The sequence below is a fragment of the Peptoniphilus timonensis JC401 genome (assembly GCF_000312025.1).
Classification (GTDB): domain Bacteria; phylum Bacillota; class Clostridia; order Tissierellales; family Peptoniphilaceae; genus Peptoniphilus_A; species Peptoniphilus_A timonensis.
In genome coordinates this window covers 25,674-50,866 of sequence record NZ_HE978596.1, presented here as the reverse complement: position 1 = coordinate 50,866, position 25,193 = coordinate 25,674, and the positions used below count along the sequence as shown (strand labels likewise).

20 protein-coding genes are annotated in these 25,193 nt (G+C 32.4%); 16 read left to right on the top strand and 4 right to left on the bottom strand.

Going from position 1 to position 25,193, the window contains the following annotated elements; translation table 11 throughout:
• Positions 1 to 135 precede the first annotated feature (135 nt).
• The 5 genes from HGPT_RS10140 (at position 136) to HGPT_RS06925 (ending at position 5,267) form a co-directional block, all read left to right on the top strand.
• Positions 136 to 429, top strand: coding sequence for an ATP-binding protein (locus HGPT_RS10140; RefSeq protein ID WP_342626073.1), 294 nt, complete (start codon positions 136 to 138; stop codon positions 427 to 429).
• A 211-nt stretch (positions 430 to 640) separates the two neighbouring features.
• Entirely contained in the window at positions 641 to 2,353 is a 1,713-nt protein-coding gene (locus HGPT_RS06935) for an ABC transporter ATP-binding protein (RefSeq protein ID WP_019139115.1), read from the top strand.
• Positions 2,340 to 2,597, top strand: coding sequence for a hypothetical protein (locus tag HGPT_RS10135; RefSeq protein WP_245544181.1), 258 nt, complete (start codon positions 2,340 to 2,342; stop codon positions 2,595 to 2,597). The genes HGPT_RS06935 and HGPT_RS10135 overlap by 14 nt, the downstream gene beginning before the upstream one ends.
• Positions 2,554 to 4,086 (top strand): ABC transporter ATP-binding protein, encoded by a 1,533-nt coding sequence (locus HGPT_RS06930; RefSeq protein WP_425357428.1) that lies wholly within the window; start codon positions 2,554 to 2,556, stop codon positions 4,084 to 4,086. The genes HGPT_RS10135 and HGPT_RS06930 overlap by 44 nt, the downstream gene beginning before the upstream one ends.
• An 8-nt stretch (positions 4,087 to 4,094) precedes the next feature.
• Complete coding sequence (locus tag HGPT_RS06925; RefSeq protein WP_019139114.1) at positions 4,095 to 5,267, top strand: iron-containing alcohol dehydrogenase; 1,173 nt, start codon at positions 4,095 to 4,097, stop codon at positions 5,265 to 5,267.
• A 110-nt stretch (positions 5,268 to 5,377) separates the two neighbouring features.
• Here the strand turns inward: HGPT_RS06925 and HGPT_RS06920 are convergent, their stop codons facing one another.
• Complete coding sequence (locus HGPT_RS06920; protein WP_019139113.1) at positions 5,378 to 5,731, bottom strand: desulfoferrodoxin family protein; 354 nt, start codon at positions 5,729 to 5,731, stop codon at positions 5,378 to 5,380.
• Between the two features lie 120 nt (positions 5,732 to 5,851).
• Between HGPT_RS06920 and HGPT_RS06915 the strand changes: the two genes are divergently transcribed.
• The 4 genes from HGPT_RS06915 (at position 5,852) to HGPT_RS08750 (ending at position 10,943) form a co-directional block, all read left to right on the top strand.
• Entirely contained in the window at positions 5,852 to 6,982 is a 1,131-nt protein-coding gene (locus tag HGPT_RS06915) for a THUMP domain-containing class I SAM-dependent RNA methyltransferase (protein ID WP_019139112.1), read from the top strand.
• A gap of 56 nt (positions 6,983 to 7,038) precedes the next feature.
• Positions 7,039 to 7,569 carry a PAS domain-containing protein gene (locus HGPT_RS10130; protein WP_245544179.1) on the top strand — a complete coding sequence of 177 codons (531 nt, stop codon included), beginning with the start codon at positions 7,039 to 7,041 and terminating at the stop codon, positions 7,567 to 7,569.
• Positions 7,570 to 7,642: 73 nt separating this feature from the next.
• Positions 7,643 to 8,155, top strand: a complete 513-nt coding sequence (locus tag HGPT_RS10125; RefSeq protein WP_245544178.1) for a PP2C family protein-serine/threonine phosphatase — start codon at positions 7,643 to 7,645, stop codon at positions 8,153 to 8,155.
• A gap of 349 nt (positions 8,156 to 8,504) precedes the next feature.
• A complete protein-coding gene (locus HGPT_RS08750; RefSeq protein ID WP_019139111.1) occupies positions 8,505 to 10,943 on the top strand; it encodes an InlB B-repeat-containing protein in 2,439 nt (812 codons plus the stop codon).
• A gap of 373 nt (positions 10,944 to 11,316) precedes the next feature.
• Here HGPT_RS08750 and HGPT_RS06900 read toward each other — a convergent pair whose 3' ends face one another.
• From HGPT_RS06900 to HGPT_RS10115, 3 genes are read right to left on the bottom strand one after another with little or no spacing between them, the layout of a single operon-like run.
• Positions 11,317 to 12,351, bottom strand: coding sequence for a DUF2871 family protein (locus tag HGPT_RS06900; protein WP_019139110.1), 1,035 nt, complete (start codon positions 12,349 to 12,351; stop codon positions 11,317 to 11,319).
• Positions 12,338 to 12,550, bottom strand: a complete 213-nt coding sequence (locus HGPT_RS10120; protein WP_019139109.1) for a hypothetical protein — start codon at positions 12,548 to 12,550, stop codon at positions 12,338 to 12,340. The genes HGPT_RS06900 and HGPT_RS10120 overlap by 14 nt, the downstream gene beginning before the upstream one ends.
• The gene (locus tag HGPT_RS10115) at positions 12,543 to 12,896 is read right to left on the bottom strand and encodes a TetR/AcrR family transcriptional regulator (protein ID WP_019139108.1); all 354 of its coding nucleotides are present in this window, start codon (positions 12,894 to 12,896) and stop codon (positions 12,543 to 12,545) included. Before HGPT_RS10115 ends, HGPT_RS10120 begins: the two co-directional genes overlap by 8 nt.
• A gap of 344 nt (positions 12,897 to 13,240) precedes the next feature.
• Between HGPT_RS10115 and HGPT_RS06885 the strand changes: the two genes are divergently transcribed.
• The 7 genes from HGPT_RS06885 to HGPT_RS06855 all read left to right on the top strand — a co-directional run bounded on the left by HGPT_RS06885 (position 13,241) and on the right by HGPT_RS06855 (position 25,181).
• A complete protein-coding gene (locus HGPT_RS06885; RefSeq protein ID WP_019139107.1) occupies positions 13,241 to 13,675 on the top strand; it encodes a universal stress protein in 435 nt (144 codons plus the stop codon).
• 453 nt (positions 13,676 to 14,128) lie between these two features.
• Complete coding sequence (locus HGPT_RS06880) at positions 14,129 to 15,271, top strand: acyl-CoA dehydrogenase (protein WP_019139106.1); 1,143 nt, start codon at positions 14,129 to 14,131, stop codon at positions 15,269 to 15,271.
• An 18-nt stretch (positions 15,272 to 15,289) separates the two neighbouring features.
• A complete protein-coding gene (locus HGPT_RS06875; protein ID WP_019139105.1) occupies positions 15,290 to 16,090 on the top strand; it encodes an electron transfer flavoprotein subunit beta/FixA family protein in 801 nt (266 codons plus the stop codon).
• 14 nt (positions 16,091 to 16,104) lie between these two features.
• Positions 16,105 to 17,112 (top strand): electron transfer flavoprotein subunit alpha/FixB family protein, encoded by a 1,008-nt coding sequence (locus HGPT_RS06870; protein ID WP_019139104.1) that lies wholly within the window; start codon positions 16,105 to 16,107, stop codon positions 17,110 to 17,112.
• Between the two features lie 809 nt (positions 17,113 to 17,921).
• Positions 17,922 to 23,423 (top strand): G5 domain-containing protein, encoded by a 5,502-nt coding sequence (locus tag HGPT_RS06865; protein ID WP_019139103.1) that lies wholly within the window; start codon positions 17,922 to 17,924, stop codon positions 23,421 to 23,423.
• Positions 23,424 to 23,553: 130 nt separating this feature from the next.
• A complete protein-coding gene (locus HGPT_RS06860) occupies positions 23,554 to 24,675 on the top strand; it encodes an FAD:protein FMN transferase (protein ID WP_019139102.1) in 1,122 nt (373 codons plus the stop codon).
• 8 nt (positions 24,676 to 24,683) lie between these two features.
• Positions 24,684 to 25,181 (top strand): hypothetical protein, encoded by a 498-nt coding sequence (locus tag HGPT_RS06855; protein ID WP_019139101.1) that lies wholly within the window; start codon positions 24,684 to 24,686, stop codon positions 25,179 to 25,181.
• Positions 25,182 to 25,193: the final 12 nt, after the last annotated feature.

The window sequence follows — 25,193 nt, the reverse complement described above, 5'->3', positions numbered from 1 at the left end:
TATGGGTACTTTTTAAATAGATGGAGTGAGAATTATGGATACTTTATATAGATTTAATGGTTCTGTAAACAGCGATATATCTTTGATTAAAAAGTTTTTTGGATTCAGCCATGACAGATTTATACTCTTACATAGCTGATCAAGAAAAACTTTTTTGACATAAAAGTTATATTAAACGAGCTGGTTATAAATGGAGCTATTCATGGAAATCAAGAAGATTTGGATAAAAAAGTTTCTTTAAATTTAGTTTTAAATAACGACTGTTTAAAAATTATTGTTTGTGATGAAGGCATGGGAGTGAATTTTGACACCTCCTTATATGATTGCGGAGAAAAAAAGTGCAATGGAAGAGGTTTACTCATTGTTGAATCCTTGACAGATGAACTTATCCTAAATCAAAATGAAGTAATCGCAATAAAAAATCTTTGAGACTTTATTAATTTAGGCTCTATGTCAAATATTGGGGGACTCGTTAACTCGAGTCTCTCTTTTCATTTAAAAATAAACATAGCAAAAGAAACCCTAAAGATCAGATTGTAGACAAACCCAGAAATAATTTAGGAAAAGATGAAAAAGTAAGCTGTTTTCACTAGATGTTATTTTAAAATTATATATGTTAAAATATTTATATGGAGGATTTATGAGTATATATAAAGGATTAAATAAATATAAAATTAGAATAATTGTGGTCATCCTCCTTACTTTTGGCAATGCTCTTGGGGAACTTTTTCTTCCAAAGCTTATGAGTCTTGTCATTGATAAGGGTGTGGCTTATGGTGATACAGATTATGTTCTAAAAATTGGTGGTCTTATGATTTTGGTGGTTATTTTTACTGTTATGTGCAGAGCTTCTGCTGCCTACCATTCTTCAAAAACTACTATGGCTTTTTCTAGGGATTTAAGATACAAACTATTTAAAAAAATAAATTATCTGAGCTTTGATGATGTGGAACATTTTTCTATTTCATCACTTATCACTAGAACAACAGATGATGTAAATCAAGTGGAACAGATGGTTTTAATGGGACTTAGACCTCTTATTAGGGGTCCACTTATGTTTATCGGTGGTCTAATCATGGCACTTTCCACTAACGTGAGGCTTTCTCTTGTCTTTCCCATAACTATTCCTTTTATTGGTCTTGGAATTTATTTTGTTTTTAAAAAGGGAATTCCTTATTTTCCAATTTTGCAAAAAAGACTTGATAAATTAAATGAACTTTTTAGGAGAAGACTAACTGGACTTCGTGTAATAAGAGCTTTTTCTAAGGATCAATATGAAGAGGAAATTTTTGATGATGCAAATATTTCTTATCAAGAAATGGCGACAAAGGTAAATAAACTTCTTGTAAATGTTAGACCTATGCTTGGAACAATTTTAAATTTTGGCATAATTTTTGTCCTCTATTTTGGGGCAAGGCTTATTGATATTAGAGAGATGGGCATAGGAGATTTAATGGCTTTTATTCAATACATCACTCAAGTTTTATCTGCAATGATTATGATGAGTTTTCTCTTGTCACTTATTCCTAGGACTTATGCTTCTATGGATAGAATCAACGAAGTTTTAGACTACGAATCTACAAAAACTGGTGGAGAAGAAATCTTGTCTAAAGAAATTTATGAAATTGAAGCAAAAAATCTTTCCTTTGCCTATCCTGATGCAAGCATGAAAGTTTTAAGAGATATAAGTTTTCATGTCAAAAAGGGAGAAACTCTAGGCATTATTGGAGGTACTGGATCTGGAAAATCCAGCCTTTTGAGATTATTGTTGCAATTTTATGAGCCGGGAGATGGTGAACTTTTCATAAATGGAAGAGATATAAAAACTTTAAATAATTATGATGTGAGAGAAGAAATTTCTTATGTTCCTCAGGAGAATTTCTTTTTCTCAAAAACTGTTTCTCAAAATTTATCCTATGCAAAGGAAAATGCAGAGAATGATAAAATGTTAGAGTCCCTTAAAAATGCAAGGGCTGAAGAATTTTTAGGTGAAAATCCACTGGAAAAGAAAATTTCAAGAGGCGGAAAAAATCTATCTGGTGGTCAAAGACAAAGACTTGCCATGGCAAGAGCTCTCACTAGAGATGCTTCAGTTTATATTTTTGATGATTCTTTTTCTGCCTTAGATTACAAGACAGATTACGAACTTAGACAGATTTTGAAGAAAAAGTTAGACGATAAAATTGTAATTGTAGTTGCACAAAGAGTGGCGACAATTTTAAATGCCGACAAGATTTTGGTCCTAGAAGATGGACAAGTTGCTGGATATGGTAATCACAAAGATTTGATGAGGACAAATGAAGTTTATAGAGAAATAGCAATTAGTCAGGGGCAAGCTTATGAAGAAGAATAACAACACAGTAATTAGGATAATGTCCTATCTCAAAAATTATAAGTTTTTCCTATTTCTTTCTATTTTTCTCACTATTGGATCTTCGATTTTTGAAATAATTTCACCAAAATTAATGGGAAATATTACTACGAGGATTTTTGAGAATCTAAAGATGAATACGAGAATCGACTTTGATTATGTGATAAAGATTTGTATAATTCTTGGGATTGTTTATCTCTTCCAAGGTCTATTTGAATTTTTTTAGGGGAAGAATTTTAGTTGATGTAACTCAAGATTTAATTGCAAAATTTAGAAGAGAGATTTCTGAAAAGGTAAAGTACATTCCAACTTCTTATTATGATAAAAATAAAACTGGGGATCTCTTGTCTAGGATGACCAATGATGTTGAAACCTTGGGGAAAAACTTGCAACAAACTATTTCATCTATTCTTTCATCAATTGTATTAATAGTTGGGATTTTCACAGTTATGATAAAGATTTCTCTGACTTTAACTTTGGTATTTTTATTTACCTTGCCAATGACTTATTTTTCTACTAAATTTATTTCAAAAAAATCTCAGGGATATTTTAGGAGAAAGTCTCAAGGCTTAGGATCTATGGTTGGATTTGTAGAAGAGAACTTTTCTGGATCAGAATTAATTAAGGCTTTTAATTATGAAACAAGGGCAGAAAAGGAATTTTTAGAAATAAATGAAAATTTATATGAAGTTAGCTACAAAGCATCTTTTATGACGGGAATCATGCTTCCAATTATGACCTTTATTTCAAATCTTGGTTATGTAATGCTTTCTATTGTAGGAGGACTTTTGGTGTTGTCAGGCAAATTATTTGTTGGAGATATTCAAGCAGTTATCCAATATGTAAGAAGACTTGCAAATCCAATAGAACAATTGGCGGAAATGGCTTCTATTTTCCAGGCATCTATTGCTGCAGCTGAAAGGGTGTTTGAATTTTTGGATCAAGAGCCTGAAGAAGAAATTGTAAAAGATAAAATAGAAAGACCTGTTGAAGATATTGACTTTAACAATGTTTATTTTTCCTACGACAAAAAGAATCCTGTCATCAACAACTTAAATCTTAATGTCAAGAAAAATAAAACTGTCGCCATAGTTGGTTCCACTGGAGCTGGAAAGACGACTATTGTAAATCTCTTGATGAGGTTTTATGATATTGATAAGGGAAGTATAAAAATTAATGGAATAGATATAAATGATGTGTCTAGGAAAAACTTGAGATCACTCTTTGGCATGGTTTTGCAAGACTCTTGGCTCTTTAGGGGCACAATTTATGATAATATCTTGTATGGAAGAGAAGATGCCACGCGAGAAGAAGTTATTGACGCAGCTAAAAAAGCTTACTGTCACTCTTTTATAGAGAAACTTCCAAAGGGTTATGATACAGTATTAAATGAAGAAGCATCTAATATTTCTCAAGGACAAAGACAACTTCTTACAATAGCAAGGGCTCTTTTGTCCGATCCAGAAATTTTAATTTTAGACGAGGCAACTTCGTCAGTAGATACCAGGACAGAAGCTTTAATTCAAAAGGCAATGAAAAATCTATTAAAAGAAAGGACAAATTTTGTCATTGCTCACAGACTTTCTACTATTGTGAATTCTGATGTAATTTTGGTCCTTGATAAGGGCGATATAGTTGAAAGGGGTAATCACAAAGAGTTACTTGAAAAAAATGGACTTTATGCAGAACTTTACAATTCACAGTTTAAAAACTAGGAGGAATTATGAAAGATTTTATTTTTAATGTAAGTACGAAAATTCTTTTTGGAAAAGATCAAATGAAAAATTTGGCATCTGAAATAAAAAAATATGGTTCAAGAGTTCTATTGGCTTATGGTGGTGGGTCAATAAAGAAAATTGGACTTTACGATGAAATTGTAAAAATATTAGAAGAAAATAATATTTTTTACAAGGAACTTTCTGGCATTGAACCAAACCCAAGAGTTGAATCTGCAAGAGAAGGAGTTAAAATCGTAAGAGAAAACGACTTGGATTTTATCTTGGCAGTTGGTGGTGGATCTGTAATTGACCTTTCAAAATTAGTTGCTGGAGCAGTTTATCTTGAAAATGATCCTTGGGATATTGTAATTAAAAAGGCAAAAATTGAAAAAGCTCTTCCTATTGGAACTGTTTTGACTTTATCAGCAACTGGTTCAGAAATGGATGCAGGTGGAGTTATAACAAACCCAGATACAAATCAAAAGTTGGGCTTTGGATCAGCTTACACTCTTCCAAAATTTTCCATCTTAAACCCAGAAACAACTTATTCTGTAAATGTTAAACATACAGCAGCAGGCATTGCTGATATTATGAGCCACACTATGGAAAATTATTTCACATTAAATGATGGAGCTTATATGCAAAATAGACTTGCTGAAGGAATATTAAAAACTTGTATTCACTTTGGACCAATTGCAATGGAAAATCCAGAAGATTATGATGCAAGAGCAAATATAATGTGGGCATCAAGCTGGGCAATCAATGGACTTCTTTCCACAGGAAAGTCAACTCCTTGGTCAGTCCACGCAATGGAACACGAACTTTCAGCTTTTTATGACATAACTCACGGTATAGGCCTTGCAATCTTGACTCCAAGATTTTTAAAACACATTTTAAATGATGACACAGTTGATATGATTAGAGATTTTGGAATTAATGTATTTGGCATAAAAGCAACAGATGATAAATTTAATGACGCCAAAAAGGCAATTGCTAGCCTTCACATATTCTTTGAAGATGAAATGAATATACCGATGACTCTTGGAGAAGTTGGAATTGATGACGAAAAGTTAGAAGAAATGGCAGAAGCTGCAGCAAGACACGCTGGTGGATCAATCAAGGGTGTAGTAGAGCTTACAAAAGATGACATATTAGAAATTTATAAGGCTTCACTTTAAGTTTGAGAAGAAAAGAATTAAAAAAAGTATAAAGAAAAAATTAAATAAAAATAAGCAAGAAAAAAAGAGCTATGAAATCAATCATAGCTCTTTAATATTATAAAAATTTATTATGCTTCTACTGAATTTTCCCAAAGTCCGTGAATGTTGCAATAGCTTAGTGCATAAACTTCTCCGCCCTTGTCAGTTTTAACTGTTGCTTCAACTGCAGGAACTGTAAAGATGTCAGCTTCGCCATGTGCATTAAATTCATAAGAACCAACTTCTACTGGAGCTTTTTCTCCTTCAGCCTTGAAGAATACTTTGATCCAAGAAATGTGGTGTTCTAAAGTGTTTGGATGTTCGATTTCTTCTCCAACCACAGCTTTAATTTTAAGTAGTCCATCAGCTTTTTCAACGTGGATTACAGGAACGTGTTTTTCAGATTTCCAATCAGCAGTTTGTACTGTTTCAGTTAATTTCATTTTATTACCCCCAATAAATATTTTACGAATATATTATACCCCATTTAAATTATTTAACCCATTAATTTTAAAATAAGGAAAAAATTTTTCTTATTTAGTATAATGGTTATGAGGTGTAAAATGGAAAACATAAAATTAATCGCAACTACTAATATGGGGCTGGAGGCAGTTACAAAAAGAGAACTCCTTGACCTTGGATACGAAGATTTAGAAGTTAGCGATGGTAAAATAATAATATCTTGCCAATTAAAGGACATTGCCATTTTAAATTTAAGACTTAGGACGGCAGAAAGAGTCTTATTATTAATCGACTCCTTTAGGGCAGAGACTTTTGAAGAACTTTTTGACAAGGTCTTTGAAATAAGATGGTGTGACTACATAAATGAAGATGATCAGTTCATCATCCAAGGAAGAAGTAGAAAATCAAAACTATTTTCTATTTCAGATTGTCAAAGAATTACAGAAAAGGCAATAATCGAGAAATTAAAAATGAAATATAAGATTTCTTGGTTTGAAAAATCTGGTCCAAGAGTTAAAATTGAAGTTTCACTTTTAAATGACATTGCAGAAATAACGATTGATACATCAGGAGATGGACTCCACAAGAGAGGCTATAGAGAAGTAAATTATAAGGCTCCCTTATCAGAAACTATTGCTGCAAGTCTTGTAAAGTTAACTTTTTGGAATAAAGATAGAATCTTAGCAGATCCTTTCTGTGGATCTGGCACAATTCCTATAGAAGCAGCTATGATAGAAAAAAACATTGCTCCTGGACTAATGAGAAACTTTGATTTTGAAAACTTTAAATTTTTTGACCAAGAAATATTTAAAGAAGAAAAGAAAAAGTGTTATTCAGAGATAAAATACGATGAAAAATTAGAAATTTTGGCATCAGACCTATCTCATAAGGCAATAAAAATCGCTAGAGCTAATGCAGAAATATTGGGTCTAGAAGAGGACATATCCTTCTTCCAAAAAGACATAAGGGATTTGGATCTTCCAGACGATTATGGAATTATAATAACAAATCCTCCTTATGGAGAAAGAATTGGAAAAGAAGATGTGGACGAATTAAACAAAGAATTGGGCAAACTTGCAAAATCACTTAAAACTTGGTCCTATTATATAATTACAGCCAATGAAAATTTTGAAAAGAACTTTGGTAAAAAAGCTGATAGAAATAGGAAATTATACAACGGAAGATTAAAAACTTATTACTATCAATATTATGGTCCAAAGCCAAAAAGATAATTGTTAAGTAAGTTTTAATTTGCTATACTGAAAGCAGCAAGTGAAGGCGGTGACTCATGGAAAAAACAACAAAGACAATAAATACAATAGAAAAAGGGAAAATTGACGAGAATATTGACTTTCAAGTCCTAGATGCCATTGCAGATTTAGTAAGAGTTCTTGACTACAACGAAAAAGTTGTCTTTGTAAATAAGGCAATGGAAGATCTCTTGGGCTATGATCCCAATAAAAAAGTCTGTATCCTTGGAGAAGATTTATTTGATCCAGAGATAACTAAGCGTGCCCTCATGAGTGGTGAAGTTATCCAAAGAGAAGAAAATATTGGCAGCATGGTTTTTTCCGTAAAATGTTCACCGATTATCTCAAAAAGTGGAGAAATCCTTGGAGTAGTGGAAGTCTTTAGAAATGTAACTATGGCAAGGAAACTCCAAAAGGAAATCATAGACAAGAATAGGTTTATGACTGACGAAACTATGGCAGCTTCACTTATTCAGAAAAAAGTCCTTCCAGAAAAAGGATTTATAAAAAACTTAAAGGTAAATTATCTTTACAAACCTTTCCACAATTTTAAGTGGCGATATCTTTGATGTCTTTCAAATAGACGATGATCACATTGGGATTTATATTGCAGATTCAGTAGGTCATGGTTTTGCAGCATCAATGGTGACTATGTTTATAAAATCCATGGTTAGAACTCTTGATAAGTTTGTGCAAATTTCGCCAAAAGAAACCTTGACAGAACTTTGTGAGAGATTCACTAGCTTAAAACTTGAAATCGAAAATTATTTCACTTGTTTTTATGGAGTTTACAATCTAAAAAAAGAAACTTTTACTTACTCAAATGCAGGACACATTCCTCTTCCTATAAGGGTTAGAAATAGAGAGGGTCTAAGTCTAGAATCTAGAGGCTATCCAATTTCTAGATTTTTCGCAAAGCCAGATTATGAAGAAAAAGAAATAAAACTTTTTGCAGGTGACTATCTTCTTTTTATGACAGATGGAGTTGTGGAAGCTAGAAATGCTGAAAAGGAAGTTTTTGGAAATGATAGGATTTTTGAAATAATATCAAAGTACAACAGCGATATTTTGGAAAACTTAAATAATGAATTGGAAGAATTTAGCGACCTTCCACAAGTAGATGATATTTCAATGCTACTTATAAGCGTATGGTAAATTTTTAAGAGGCAAGCTCAGGCTTGTCTTTTTTCTTGTCTATTTTTTGGGAATTTTATTGGAAATATTTTAAAAATAATATTTAAATTGGATTTAAAGTGAGATTTTAAATTAAAGCTAGATTTAAATATAAAATTTGACAAAGAAGTCTGAAGTGTTTTAGAAATTTTGCATAGAAAGCAAAAAAGTTTACCAGAAATTTATAATTGCATATGTTTACCTCATTAATGTTACAAAATTATTAAATTTATTAAAATTTTGAAAAATATAGGGAATTATACAAGGATTTGGGTATAATAGGGTTAAGGAAAATGTTTTATCGAAAAATAAGTAAGTTAGGAGGATTATTATGAAAAACAAAAAAGTATTATCATTATTGCTAGCAGGAGTGATGGTAACATCAATTCCATTTAATGTATTTGCAGACGATGCTACGACTGAGGATTCGAAAGAACAAGTAATTTCTGGAGAAACATTAGATAAGGAAGAAAAAACTCCTTTAAGAGCACCAGAAGCTGAAGAATTCACAGTAACATTTAACTCTAATGAAGGCTCAAAAGTTGAAGATGCCAAAACAGTAGATGGAATTGTAACAAAACCAGCTGACCCAACAAAAGACGGTTATACTTTCGATGGCTGGTACACAGATGAAGGACTAACAAAAGTATTCGATTTTAATACGAAGTTAACTAGTGATACAATTCTTTATGCAAAATGGAAAGCTAAAACACCAGAAACTAAAGTATATACAGTAATATTTGAAGCAAATGGTGGAGATTTTGACGGAAAAGTTGAAAAAGATAATGATGGTAAAATAAAAGAACCAACTGCTCCAACAAAAAAGGGATATAAATTCCTAGGTTGGTATGATGGAAGTACAAAAGTTACATTTCCATATGAAGTGACAAAAGATGTAACATTAAAAGCAAAATGGGAAAAGGTTGAAACACCAGCAGTTGAAAAATTCACAGTAACATTTAATTCAAAGGGTGGAAGTTCAGTAGCAACACAAACTATTGAAAAAGGAAAAACTGCAACAAAACCAACAGACCCAACTAAAAAAGGTTATACTTTCGTAGCTTGGTACACAGACGATGGTAAATTTGTAAATAGATTTGATTTCTCAAATCCAGTAACTGAAGATACAATTCTTTATGCAAAATGGAAAGAAGATAAGCCAGTTGTTCCAGCTAAGGAAGATCTTTATATTTCTGATATTGAATATGATGGAGATTATGTAACTGGTAAAGTTACATCTAAGGGAGTGGCTGTTGATGGTGTAACAGTTACACTAAAGATTGACGGTTACAAAACTTCTTACAAAGATAAAACTGATTCTTATGGTAGATTTAAAGTTTATCTAGGCAAATACTACGACGACTACAGATATTATTATGACGACTACTATTATAGAGATGGCTACACTTACTATGATGGTTACAGAGTTTATAGTGATTCTGACGGATGGTATTACTACAAAAATGGAAGAAAACACTATATAAATTATTCATCTAGATATTATAGAAGGGGTAGAGATTATTCAGCTGATTTAATAGCAGAAAAAGATGGTTACTATTCAGCAGAAAAGAACCTATGGAAAGATGGATATTACTATAATAATGGAAGATACTATGGACGTGACTGGTATGACAATAAATACGATCACAAAGTTTATCCAACAGATGTTGATAGAACAAACTATTCTACTAGTGGTTACCTAAAGGGCTACAAAAATAGAACTGTTTATGTTTATGACGATGGAACTTATCTTGGTAGTGACACAATTGACAGTGATGGATACTTCAAGGTAACTTGGAATTCTCCAAGAGTTTCAACTTCAAGAACTCTAGACTATTATGTAAATGGCAAATATGTAAATGACAGCGGATATTCAATTATCCCAACTGTTAACACAGTTTCTGCTGGAGCAAAATATCTTAGAGGTAATGCAGGAGACAATGCAAGTGTAACTGTTTATGATTCAAATGGAGTTAAGCTTGGGAGCACAACTGCAGGAAGCACTGGTATTTACAATATCACTTTAAATAGAGCATTAAGAGCTGGCGAAACTATAAAAGTTGAAGCAAAGGAATCAGGCAAGATTGCAAGATCTACTGAATATAAAGTTGGCGGAGTTTCTACAAATGCTGAAGCAAAAGTAAATCAACCTTCTTATATTGCAGGATATCCTGATGGAACATTTAAACCAGGAAGAGAAGTTACTAGAGCTGAAGCAGTTAGAATGTTTGTTAAACTTGTAAACAATGGAGCAGAACTTCCAAAGAATCCAACTACTAAGTTTAAAGATGCTAACAATAAATGGTATTCTGATGAAATCAACTATGCAGTATCTAAGGGATTTATAAAAGGTTATTCTGATGGAACATTTAAACCAAATCAAACTATAACAAGAGCAGAATTTGCACAAATGATTTCTGTATTTGTTAAGGATGGTTATCCAGGAAGCTCAAACTTCAAGGATGTAAAGGGTCACTGGGCATCTGATGCAATCAATGAACTTTATGGAAATAAAAACATCAAGGGATTCCCTGATGGAACATTTAAACCAAATCAAAAACTTACTAGAGCAGAAGCTGTTACAATTCTAAATTCTGTTTTCGGTAGAAATACTAAATCCACATCTTTTGCAAATGTTAGCGAAAGTGGATTAAAGAAATTCTCAGACGTATCTAAGAGCCACTGGGCATATTATGAAATTCTAGATGCTTCTAATGGACACAATGCTGTTAAAGGCGACAAGTCTGACGATGTAAGTGTTTGGCAATAAGATTTGATTTTAAAAACTTATTTAAAATTAAATAAATTTTAATAAAAGCGGCGGGTTTTACCTGTCGCTTTTGTATTTATAAGTTCTTTTTTTAAAACTCATACTTTTATTAATTTAAAGTCTTGCCACTTTTAAAAATTTATAGTAATTATTAATTTAGACTTTATATTTTAGTTTATTAATTATTTGATTTTTGATTTAATTCTTTTTTTAATTTTTATTTTTATCAATTTGATCCATAATTTTAAGTCTAATAATTACTTATAAATTCCCACTAATAATTATTTGCAAAAAAATTTATACAAAAAAATCTGCTGGACTTAATAATCCAACAGATGTCTTTTCTTATTATATTTTATGAAAAAACGGCAAGTTAATATTCGACTACTTGTCTAGCTCTAAGTCCCTTTACAGAAATTACAATGACGGCAAGAGTAATTAATATGTGACCAATTCCACTTACTCCAGCCATTGCCATCTTAACTGCATTGAGAACTTCGTTGTTGTCTACTAAACCGTGTAGGAACATTGTAGTAAAGCTTAGGAAAATTCCGCAGTTATAAACCTTATAAAATTTTTCTACACTTTTATTTGCAAGGTCCAATTTTTTAACTAACAAGTAAAAAATTGCTGAAACTGCAAAACCAAGGACAATCAAGTGTGTGTGGACAAATACCATTTTAACATCAAGTGTATAAATTTTTCCAAGTTCACGATAAACTGCACCTGCAAGGATTCCTGAGAACAAGTAGGCAACTGCAAATTCCATAATATCTTTTTTTACAAATTCTTTTTTTAGATTATTGTAAAGCTTAATTACAATTAAAATGTACATTAGAGTTTTTGGAATCATGAGAGCCCCAAGGCTTGGGTAAGTGTTTTTAAATAAAACAACTGGAATATAAAATAAGAAGCTAAAGAATACATAAATTGCCAAATGTTTAAATTCTTCAAGATTTCTATCTTTATATAGTAGAAAAATATCAATAAGTCCCATTGCTAGAAAAGGAATATTTGATATTAAGTCCATTTTAGGATCGTGATTAAAGCTAATAAGCACACTTGCAAATCTAATAGCAAATAGGACTAATATAGTTATATCTAGGCTTTTCTTGCTTTCTCTTTTTATTTTCTTGATGTAAAAATAAAATAGTAGATAAAAAACAGACATTGTGATAGCTGATACTCTTGTTCCTAAGAATAAGCCAAAACTATTTACTTCAAAGCCATTTGTCATTGTGTTTGCTAGAATTCTTGGGACAAGGTGAAAGGAATCTCCAAGACCAAGAAGTAAAGTCATGAAACCTAATATTTTACTATTTTTATCTTCTATTAATAACATTCTTATGCCAAGAAAGATTGCAAAAGCAAGATAAAGTGCGTCAAAAAAAATTTCAAATTGATGCATTATTTATACCTCCTAAAGTCCAGTTAATATACAAGTTGCAAACTTCCAAAAATTTCTCTTTATCATAATCTCGACTTATACATTCTTTTATTAGTTCGTGAAAAATTGCCATAATATAAATAGTTAGATTATAGTCGAGATGGGATAAATTTTCTTCCAAAAACTTTTTGCCGTGAAGCATAAAAGAGTTTTCAAACATAAAAAAATTTTGCCCTATAAAGATTCTTTAGTTTCTTGTCAAAGAGTTCTTCAGCCAAAAAATCTCTGTAAGCTTTTAGAGTTAGGTCTAAGTTTTTATTGTTTTCTTTATATAAATTGAAAAATTTGTGGTGAATTTCGCCAGTTTCAATTTTAAGTACAGTGAAATAACAATCTTCTAGATCTTCAAAATACTGATAAAATGATCCCCTAGCTATTCCTAGTCTTCTTACTATGCCAGAGATGCTAATATTTTCTAAGTCCTCTTTTTCAAAGTATTCCTTTAAGCTTTTAAAAATTTTGTTTTTCTTTCTTTTGTCTAAGTTATTAAAAGTTGATTTTGCCATATTATCCCTCCAAAAGTGACAAGGTGTCATCTAAAATAATATTATATTTTTAAAGTATATTTGTCAAATATTATTTTAAAAAAATTTTTAGTTTTGTTTTAATGGGAAGAACTTCAATTTGAATAGATTATTTAAAAAATTTAGAAAGTTAAAAAAACATTGGTAAAATTATTTTTAAATCTTAATCTAAAGATTATTCCAAAAAAAAGGCTTTATAAACAATAAAGGATTACAAATAAATTAATTTAATTAAATAAAGAAGTAACTTGATGTGTTAAATGTTCTCTTCTTAGGGTATAATAAAAATAGAAGATAATATACTTACAATAAATAGGAGGTAAGACATGAAAATATTAGTACCTATTGATGGATCAAAGAGTTCAAAGAAATCAGTTGATGTAGCAAGAGATATGGGAGAAAAACTAGGGGCTGAACTACTAATCCTCACAGTGACACCAGAAACTTCTATTTTTGAACAATACCCAGCAAATTTTAATTTTACACTTGAAATAGACAAGGCAAATGTTGAAAGAGCTGAAATGATACTTAAAGATGCTGAAAGTGATTTAAACGGATATCCTTACGATGTAGAAACTTTTTACACTTCAGGAAATCCTGGCGAACAAATTTGTAAATTTGCTGATGAAAAAGATGTAGATTTTATTATCATGGGCAATAGAGGTCTAGGAGCTTTCTCAAGAACTCTACTTGGCTCAGTTTCAAATAAGGTTATAAATCATTCAAAGAAATCTGTTCTTGTTGTTAAGGCAGATATCTAAAAAGGACAATTATGTGTTGGCTCCATAAGTTGATTTTAAAAAGGCTTATGGAGTCAGTACACTAAGGGTCCTTTTTTATTGCAAATTTTAACAATAAATTTTATTTGTAAAAGCATTTATCAATTCTTTATTTTAAAAATCCGTAAATTAATTTGTAAAATTTTTGGATATAAAATTAATTTTTTGTAAAAACCTTATCATAAATTGCCGTGAATTTATGTGGAAAAATTTTTAATTTTGGGATTGAGTAAAGAAAGAGGAGAAAAAATTATAAAATATAAATAAATCAAAGAAATAATTTACTATTAGTTAGCACTTATTGAGGAGGGGATTTTCTTCTAATAAAAGTTTTTAAATAAAGAAAGTCTTGAAAAACAAGCACATAATGTTATAATAGAAACAACGTATGTTAATTAAATAACATTCTTTAAATTATTGTTAGGGGGATTTTAAATGGATTTAAAATTGGATAAGGAACATCTATTATTACAACAAATGTATCGTGCCTTTGCTGAAAACGAAGTAGAACCAGTTGCTGCTGATGTAGATGCAACTGAAGAAGTTCCTATGGAAAATGTTAAAAAGATGGCCAAATACGGATTCTTCGGAATACCATTTCCTAAAGAATACGGTGGACAAGGTGCTGACTATCTAGCTTACGCTATGGCAGTAGAAGAACTTTCAAAGAAATGTGCTACTACTGGTGTAATTGTTTCAGCTCACACTTCACTTTGCTGTGCTCCAATTTATGAAAATGGAACAGAAGAACAAAAGAAAAAATACTTACCAGATTTACTAGCAGGTAAAAAATTTGGTGCTTTCGGACTTACTGAACCAGGTGCTGGTACAGATGCAAGTGGTCAAAGAACAACTGCTGTACTTGATGGAGACGAATATGTACTTAATGGTTCAAAAATATTTATAACAAACGCAGGATTTGCTGATGTATTTGTAATTATCGCAATGACTGACAGATCTAAGGGTAACCACGGAATTTCTGCTTTCATAGTTGAAAGAGGAACTCCAGGATTCACAGTTGGTGAACCAGAAGACAAAATGGGTATCAGAGGATCTTCTACTTGCGAACTTATTTTTGAAGATTGTAGAATTCCAAAAGAAAATCTTCTTGGAAGAGAAGGTAAAGGATTTGCTATCGCAATGAAGACTCTTGATGGTGGTAGAATTGGTATCGCATCTCAAGCACTAGGAATCGCTGAAGGTGCAATCGATGAAACTGTAAAATACACTACTGAAAGAAAACAATTCGGAAAAAGAATTTCTCAATTCCAAAACACTCAATTTGAACTTGCAGATATGAAGACAACTGCAGAAGCAGCTCAACTATTAGTTTATAGAGCAGCTGACGCTAAGGGATCAGGAATTCCTTACGGACACTTTGCAGCAATGGCTAAATTATTTGCAGCTGATGCAGCTAGTGATATTACTAGAAGATGTCTACAATTATTCGGTGGATATGGTTACACTCGTGACTATCCAATTGAAAGAATGATGAGAGATGCTAAGATTACAGAAATTTACGAAGGTACATCTGAAGTAATGAAGATGGTTGTATCTGGCTGGATGGGCGTAAAATAATCGGAAGGAGTATTATAGATGAATATAGTAGTATGTATTAAACAAGTACCTGATACTAATGAAGTTAGACTTGACCCTGTTACTAACACTCTTATTAGAGACGGTGTGCCAAGTATTATAAACCCTGATGATAAATCAGGTCTAGAAGTTGCACTTAGACTTAAAGATGAAAATCCAGATGATGTTCATGTAACAGTATTATCAATGGGACCTCCACAAGCTGAAAATGCTTTAAGAGAAGCTCTTGCAATGGGCGCTGATGAAGGAATCCTTGTAAGTGATAGAGCATTTGGTGGAGCTGACACTTGGGCTACATCTTGTACAATTACTGCAGCTCTTGAACACTTAGACTTTGATCTAATTGTTTGTGGTAGACAAGCTATCGATGGTGATACAGCACAAGTTGGACCACAAATTGCTGAACACATTGGAGTTCCACAAGTATCTTATGTAGAAGAACTTGAACTTGATGAAGATAAAAAAGGTATTACTGTTAAGAGACAATTCGAAGACAGATACCACACAATCAATGCTAAATTCCCATGCCTAATTACTGCAATTGCAGAATTAGCTGAACCTAGATATATGACAATTGGTAAAGTTTTTGAATCTTACCAAAAAGAAATCAAAGTTTGGGGTCTTGAAGATATTAAAGACAAAATCGACATGGCTAACATTGGTCTTAAAGGATCACCTACAAAAGTTAAAAAATCTTTCCCTAAACAAGGTAAAGGTAAAGGCGTTCTTTTAACTGACCTTACTGCTGACGAAGCAGCTCAAGCTATCGTTGCTAAACTTCAAGAAAAGTATATTATCTAATTGGGGGTTTAAAAATGAGTAAAGATGTATTTGTATTTATAGAACAAAGAGACAATAAACTTGAAAAAGTTGGAATTGAACTTTTAGGAAAAGCAAGAGAACTTGCAGACGCTTTAAATCAAGATGTTGTTGCAATGATCCTTGGCGAAAAAGTTAAAGACCATGCACAAACTCTTATTAAGCACGGAGCTGACAAAGTTCTTGTTGTTGAAGATCCTATGCTAAAAGAATATGTTACTGAACCTTATGCAAAGGCAATAACACAAATTATAAAAGATAAAGAACCAGAAATCGTAATTTACGGTGCATCATCAATAGGTCGTGACCTTGCTCCAAGACTTGCAGCAAGAATTCACACAGGACTTACTGCTGACTGTACAAAACTAGCAATAGACGAAGAAACTAAAAACCTTATGATGACAAGACCTGCTTTTGGTGGTAACCTAATGGCTACTATCATCTGCGAAGACTTTAGACCACAAATGGCTACAGTTAGACCAGGCGTTATGCAAGCACTTGATTCTGACGACTCAAGAAAAGGCGAAGTTGAAGAAATTAAAGTTGACTTCACAGATGCTGATATGAATGTTAAAATTGTTGACATCGCTAAAGAAGAATCTCACAAGAAAGATATCACAGAAGCTAAGATCCTTGTATCTGGTGGACGTGGAATTGGTGGACCAGAAGGATTCAAACCTCTTCAAGAACTTGCTGACAAGCTAGAAGCAGAAATCTCTGCATCAAGAGCATCAGTAGACTCTGGATGGATCACAAAAGATCACCAAGTTGGACAAACTGGTAAAACAGTTAGACCAGAACTTTACTTCGCAATGGGTATCTCTGGAGCTATCCAACACGTTGCAGGTATGGAAGATTCTGATTTAATCATAGCAGTTAACAAAGACCCAGAAGCAGCAATTTTTGAAATAGCTGATTTAGGAGTAGTTGGAGATATTAACGCTGTTGTTCCAAAACTAATTGAATCAATTGAAAGAGAACAAAAAATTAAGGCAGAAATCTAATTTTAAATTAAATTTAAAATCAAGAAATAAGGGACTACATTTGTAGTCTCTTTTTCTTTGGAAAAATTTATAAAATGAAATTAGCAAGAGATTAGGATGTTTTAAAAGTTAGCAAAAGGTTTAATAAAAATTAGAAAAATTTTAGATTTTAAAGTAAAAGATGAAAAAATTAGGATCATAATTATTAAAATTATAAAAATTTAAGGATAATAAAATTATAAATTAAAATTAATAATAAAAATAAATCTATTGGGATATTAAAATTATTAGATATAAATAGATAACTTTGTAATTAAAAATAAAAATTATACAAGTAAATTTTAAAAATTTTAAGATCAGGGAAAAAATAAATACTCAAGAACATATAAAATAAAGTGATTTGAACTAACTCTAAAAAGTTTTTCGAAAAGTAAATAAAAATAAAAATACAAATTTACATAAGATAAAGTAATAATTATAAAAATAAAAAAATAGCAATGGCTTTGGAAACCTTAAAAATAGCGATTTTATAAAATTAAAAAAGTCTAAAGTCATAGAATTAAAACAATAATTTATTACATAGATGAAATGATAAAAATAAAAAAACAATAAGAAGAAAAAAAGACAAAAATTTTGAGAAAAAGTTTGCAATAATCACATAAAAATAGGTATTTTTACGGAATAAATGTTATAATACACTATATAAAAGACGATATAAGTAAACATTAACCGTATATTTAAATTTTGGAGTTTACGGATTTTTTTAATTGCTCAAATTATTTATTATGCATAAAGTCTTATAAAGAATTTTAAAAAGGAGATAGTAAAAGATGAAAAAACCAATTAAGAATGGTAAAGAGGTCTTTGCCGTACTTTCTATGGCTACAGTAATGTCATTATCTATGTCTGTAAAAACAGATGCAGCATCAGAATCTAAAATAGATTTAGCTGCAGAAAACGCTTATACAGCAACGATTATAAATGATATAACAACAAGTAGATATGCTGCTTTAGCAGAAGGTACTCAAGAATTAAAGGCAACAGATCTTATAGGTTTAGGAAATGGATTAGAACTTGGAGATGAAATAATACCAGAAGTTCTACAAGCACCGCAAGAAGCTACTGATCCAAACTATTTAAAAGATGAACAAAATGTAGGTTTCTATAAAGATACCCAATTGGAAAGAGGAAATGGTCCGGCCTTTTCTATTCCTAATGAGCCTAGTATGGACTATCTAGATGGATTCCGTTACACTACCTTAGAACCATCTGCTACAAGTAAGTCTAAAACTCTTTGGGGCATAGAGATGGAATTTGATAGAGAACAAGGTCAAAGGACATATACTAATTTTGGATTTACCAACTCAGGTCTCATGGGTGCTTATCTTGATGCTGGGATTATTTCTGCTAATGATGTAGGAGTAAAAATTGCAGAAGATGAAGGCTTTAAGGAGGCTAATTATAAAGCTGAATCAGATATAAACATAACTGCCTCTAGGGCTCAAAGAAACTTAAATCTTTATGCTACTGTAGAAGACCTTAAGCATATCAACAGTATCGAAAACAAGAATACTACCATAGGATGGAAGAGTGACTATTCAAAAGATGCAAGTAGTCAAAAACTTAAAGCTACCCAAGGAACAGGCAATGTTACCTTTGATATTACAGTTAACCCATGGCCAAATGAAAATGATCAACTTGATTTAATATATTTAAATGGAGATTATGATAAGAAAGTATTTGTCAAAGGTCAAACTATTGAAACAGGAATAAAGGTAGAAAACCTAGATGCTAATGCTAGAGAAAGACTAGTAGGTCAAGTTTATCATCCGGTTTCAGGCGAAGTAGTCCCAGGAGCAGAAGCCTATATAGACGAAAATGATATGGTTGTAGTTAAAATGCCAGAAGGAGCTTTAAAGACGGATGCAAATGGCAAGACTATAGTCAATAATGAATCTATTTTTAGCAAAACTGGATACAAAAATATTCAAAGCCTAGATGTTAAATTCTTTGCCCGTCCAAGAACAGAAGCAGAGTTTAGAGCTATTGGCGAAGAAGCAAATTATGGCGCAGACAATTACACACCAACAGGTGCTGGCACAGAAACCATCAATCATAAGGGCAATGATGTAGTAATCGACAAGCAAGGCATTCCTCGTTACGACCACTACAATAAAGTAGGTGAATTTAAGCTAAACCTTGATGACACTATGTACTATGACCAAAGATTTGAAGATGGTAATGGCGATGATACTACACAAGTAGATATATCAGATGTACAACCAGGCAAGCCTTTTGCGGTTAAAATCGTTCAACCAGCTAATCCTGGGAAAACTGACAAGTCAGCTAAAGATATGAATGATGCTCAAGATAGGGGAGAAGCTTCCGGTGAACTTAACTTGACCTTATTTGATAAAGAAAACAAGGGCAAGGCACCAGAAGACCAATGGAAGATAGATGTTGAAGGCAACGATATTTCTAAATTTACTATCACTCCTCCAGAATCAGCTAAGGCAGGAGATTCTGTAGCTGTAGCTGTAAAATACACTTATACAAACGGATCTACAGACCTTCACTGGTTCCACTTTGTTGTCCAAGAGTCAAATCATATAATACCAGAATATGAAACACAAGTTAACTTTCCAAGTAGAAAACAAACATCACCAGCTACTTGGACGGAAGATGGAAAGAGAATTCCACCAAGTAAATTTACTCTTCCAGATACTTTAGAAACTGATGGAGAAGGAAATAAGCTTATTACAGACGATATAGGTAATAAATGGACTGTAACTATTGATGAAACAACAGGTGAGGTAACTGCTCAACCAGTAAAACCAGAGGACTTTAATGGTGGAGAAAAGCTAACAGTACGTGTAATTGCTCATTATGTAGATGAACAAAAACCGGGAGAAGATATCACTGAAGATGTAAATGCTTACTTTGTTATCAAAGAAAAAGCTAACATGACTGCTCGTTACAATGCTAAGGCAGGTAGATCTGGAGATGTCTTATCATCAGATATTATCTTAAATGAAGAAGACACATACAACAGAAGACCTACTAAGTTTACTTTAGATTATGATACTTTTGTAGATGACAAGGGCAATACTTGGAATGTAAGTATTGATGAAAACACAGGTACAGTTACTGCAACAGTTCCAAATCCTCAAGAAGGTCAGTCAATTGATGGAGCTCTTTTAAACGTTCCTGTAACTGCCCACTACTATGAAATGGAAGATGGACAACAAGTTTCAATGGGAACAAGACAAACGGAAGTCCAATTCGTTGCATCAGGCACTGATGGAACTTATGTAAAAACAGAAGAAATTCCATTTGAGACTAAGGTAGAAAAGGATCCAAAGCTTGCAAAAGGCGAAATCAAAGTTATCACTGAAGGTAAGCTAGGTTCTAAAGAAGTAACTTATGTTATCAAGGATTCTCAAATTGATGAAGAAAAGACTACAGAAAAAATACTAGAAGAACCTCAAGAACGCCTAATCCACGTTGGTGAAGGAACTGAAGACGGAGAACACAAGATTGAAGAAAAAGTTGAAGTTCCATTTGAAGTTGAAATCCAATTTGACGACACTCTAAAACCAGGTGAACAAGTTGTATTCCAAGAAGGTATACCTGGAGAAAAAACTAGAACTACAACTATCACAATCCAAGATGGTAATGTTACAAATACTCAAGTAGGCGAATATACCGAAACCAAAGCACCACAAAAGAAAATTATAAAAGTAGGTGCAAACACTGAAGGTAAGGTTGTTCACGAAGAAAAGATTCCATTTAAGTATGAAATTTCTTATGATCCAAATCTTGAATCAGGTGAATATGTTATAGATGTACCAGGAACTGAAGGAACAAAGAAGACAACTTGGACTATTAAGAATTCTAAAGTAGTTGGAGAACCAGAAGTTGAAACTACAGACCCAGTAAATGCCGTAATTAGAGTTGGAAAGAAAGACTTCACAGGAACTCTTGAAACTAAAAAGACTAAAGCTATTGAATTTGATACAGAATACAGAGTTAATAATGAATTAAAACCAGGCGAAGTAAGAGAAATACAAAAAGGCGAACTTGGTGAAGAAGAAACTACGGTAACTCACACTATAGTGAATGGTGAAGTAACAGAGTCAATAGAAGGGGAAACTAAACAAACAAAAGCTCCAGTTAAGAGAATTGTGGAAGTTGGACCTGGAACAACAGATGGAACTTATGAAAAGATAGAAGAAATTCCTTTTGAAACTAAGGTAGAAAAAGATCCTACACTTAAAAAAGGTGAAATCAAAGTTATCACTGAAGGCGAAAAAGGTTCTAAGAAAGTAACTTACACTATTAAGGATTCAAAAGTCGACGAAACAAAGACAAAAGAAGAAGTTATAAAAGAAGCAAAAGACCGTGTAATCCACGTTGGTGAAGGTGTTAACGACGGAACTCATACAATTACAGAAGAAGTAGACGTTCCATTTGAAACAAAAATAGAATTTGACGACTCTCTAAAACCAGGTGAACAAAAAGTAACACAAGAAGGTGAACCAGGTAAGAAGAGTAGAGACATAACACTTACAATCCAAGATGGTAAGGTAACAAATACCGAAGAAGGCGAATTTACTCAAACTAAAGCACCTAAAGATAAAATTATTAAAGTTGGTAGAAATACTGACGGAGAAGTAAAACACGTAGAAGAAATACCATTTGGTTACAAGGTAGAAGAAGTAGAAGACCTAAAGAAGGGCGAATACAGAATTGTAAAACCTGGTAAGGTTGGAACAAAGACAACAACTTGGACAATAGAAAACTCAAAGGTAGTAGGCGAACCTACTGAAGAAATAGTTGAAGCAGAAGATGCTCTTATCCAAGTAGGCAAAGGAACAAATGACGGAACTCACGATATAGTTGAAAAGAAAGAAATTCCTTTCGAAACTAGATATGAATATGACGACTCATTAGAACCAGGCGAAGAAAAAGTGGTTACTCCAGGTTCACCAGGAGAACAAGAAAGAACTAACAAACTAGTTATCAAGGATGGCAAGGTAGTTGAAGTTCAAGAAGGTGAATTCAAGACAACTAAGGATCCACAAGAAAGACTTATAAAGATTGGTAGAAAGCCAACTGATGGCGAATACACTAAGACTATTGAAAGAGAAATTCCTTATGAAACTAAGGTGATCTATGACGATACTCTTGAAGCTGGATTCCAAAAGATTGAAAAAGAAGGTAAGCCAGGTAAGGAAGAAGTTACTATCACTCAAAAGATAAAAGATTCTAAGCCAGTTGGTGATCCAACAGAAACTACTAAGACTATCACTGAAAAAGAAGATAGGATAGTAAGAGTTGGTGTTAAACCAGTTGTTAAGGAAACTGAACTTGGACATGATACAGAGTACAGATACAATCCAAACCTTAAAGAAGGCGAAGAAAAAGTTATCGAAGAAGGTTCTAATGGAAAAGTTGAGTACACTATAACATTCAACAAAGAAAAAGGAAAAATTGAAGTAAGTGAAAAGATAACTGAACCTACAAATAAGATTGTAGAAATTGGTTATAAGACTGATGGAAAAGTTAAAGTAGAAAGCGAAATTCCTTTTGAAGTTGAAATCATAGAAGATCCTGAAATGGAAGCTGGCAAAACTGAAACAGTTCAAGAAGGTGAATTAGGTAAGAAAGAAACAACAATTACTGTAGTAAATAGTGAGGAAGTTTCTAGGAAAGAAGATATAATTAAAGAACCAATTAAGAAGATTATAAAAGTTGGAACTAAGAATGTATGCGAAATTCCACCAGTAGATCCTGAAGATCCAGATAAGCCAGTTGACCCAACTGATCCAAAGGACCCAACCGATCCAACAGATCCAACTGATCCAACAGAGCCAGAAAGACCAGACGGCGAAGATCCAAAGGACCATGATAAACCAGGTCATGAAGATCATGAAAAACCTGAAAAACCAGGCGAAAATTGGCCTTGGACACCAAGAGAAGAAGATCCAAAGAATCCACCACTAGTTTCTCATGAAAAACCAAAGTTTGAAATTGAAGTTAAAAAGGATGATAAGGATCCTGAAATTAAGGAAGAGGAAGAAGTTAAAGTTTCTGAAAATGAAGAATTGAAAGAAACTGAAGAAAATAAAGCTCTTGAAGAAGATCAAAAAGATCAAATAGAAGAAACTGAAGAAGAAAACAATGTCATAGACAATGATGACGAAAGAGAAGTTACAAAGGAAGGAAGAGCTCCTAAGACAAATGATCCTGGTATCGCACTAGAAACTGCATCAGCTGGTCTTGCATCAGCTTTACTTCTTCTATTAAGAAGATTTAAGAGAAGAAAATAAGATAAACAATAAAAAATAATTTTTTAGACAGTCCATGAGGCTGTCTTTTTTTGAAATTTAAAAGTTATTTATAGATTATTATTTATTGTAAAAATAGAGATTTAAATGATATTATATAGGAGGTGATATTATGAAAAAAAGTATAGTTATTTTTGCCCTTGGCGGTCTTTTGTTTTTAACAGGCTGCAATAACAAGACTACAAATAAAAATATAAATGAAGAAAATAAGAGCAAAATTTCCTCAGAAGAAGTTACTAAAAAAGCTGAAAAGTATGACATTGAATTTTACGATACTTTTGATACTCTTGTAACTATCTCCATTTTTTCTGATGATGAAAATTTTGCAGAGGAAAACTTGCAATATGCAAAATCTAGATACGAGGAACTTCACAAACTTTTTGACAATTATAAAAATTATGATGGTCTAGTTAATGTAAAGACAATAAACGATGAGGCTGGAGTAAAACCAGTTGTTGTTGATGAAACTTTATTTAAACTTATAAAAGACTCTATTGATCATAATAAAAATGTTTCTGACAATACCAACATAGCTCTTGGACCTGTCACAAAGCTTTGGAATGAGTACAGAGAACTTTATGAATCTGGAAAGACTAAAGAAGAAGTCATTGCCCTAAAGGGTCAGGCTCTACCAAGTGATGAAGAGCTAGAAAAACTCCGCCCTCTTACAAATATTGAAAATGTAAAATTAGATGAAAAGAAAAAATCTGTTGAAATAGATAAGGGCATGGCACTTGACTTGGGTGCAACTGCCAAGGGATTTGCAACAGAACTTGTGGCAAGAGAACTCCAAGAAAGAGGAGTTAAATCTTCAGTGATTTCTGCTGGTGGGAATGTCAGGATTATTGGCAAGCCAGTAGATGGACGTGAAAATTATAGAATAGGAATTCAAAATCCTGATATAGAAAGCGAGAATCAAGTTATTGCTGCAGTAAATGTTGCCAATACTTCTATTGTTACAAGTGGCGATTATCAAAGATATTTTGATCTTGATGGAGTGAGATATTGCCACGTAATTGATCCAGAAACATTAAAACCTGCAAGAGAAGTTAAGTCTTCAACTGTTATAAAAGAGGATTCAGGCTTTTGTGATTTCCTTTCAACAGCTGCTTTTAATTCTACTGATGAAGAAATAGAAGAACTTTCAGAAAAAACTGGAGCGGCAATTATTTGGATAGACAAGGACATGAACATGAAAAACACTGAAAATGCCAACAAATTCATGGAAATGTAGGGGATCTTATGAGAAATAACACTAGAGGTTTAATTTTTCACATTTTAATAGTTTTTATTACCTTTGCCATAGCGAGCCTTATTAATTTAAGTGCTCAGGTTAGAAATTTGGTCTATGGAAATATTTTTTTTAAGATAATTTTACTTGCCTTTATCTTTATCTTGTACTTTAATTTTGGAAAAGGACTTTCCAAGAAAAATGCTAAGAGTTTAGATTTTTTTGCGGGAAATTTAATATGGTTAATTGCCCTAATTTTATTTGCCTTTGCTTTTGTAGGTTTGGGAAGGGAAGTCTTTAGTAGCTCTGTTGGCGGATCTTATTGGAAGTTTCCCTTAGAGTTTTTCCTAATGCCTCAAGTCTATGCAATTAAGCTTTTGGGCATAAAATATAATCCCTTGAGCCTTTTAATAGCTACAATAATCCCTGGATTTATTTATGCTTTTTCTATAAAAATTTCTAGGGCAAAAATGATAAAGAGAAATAGGGCAAAAATGAGGAGAAGATAGGAGAATTTGAGA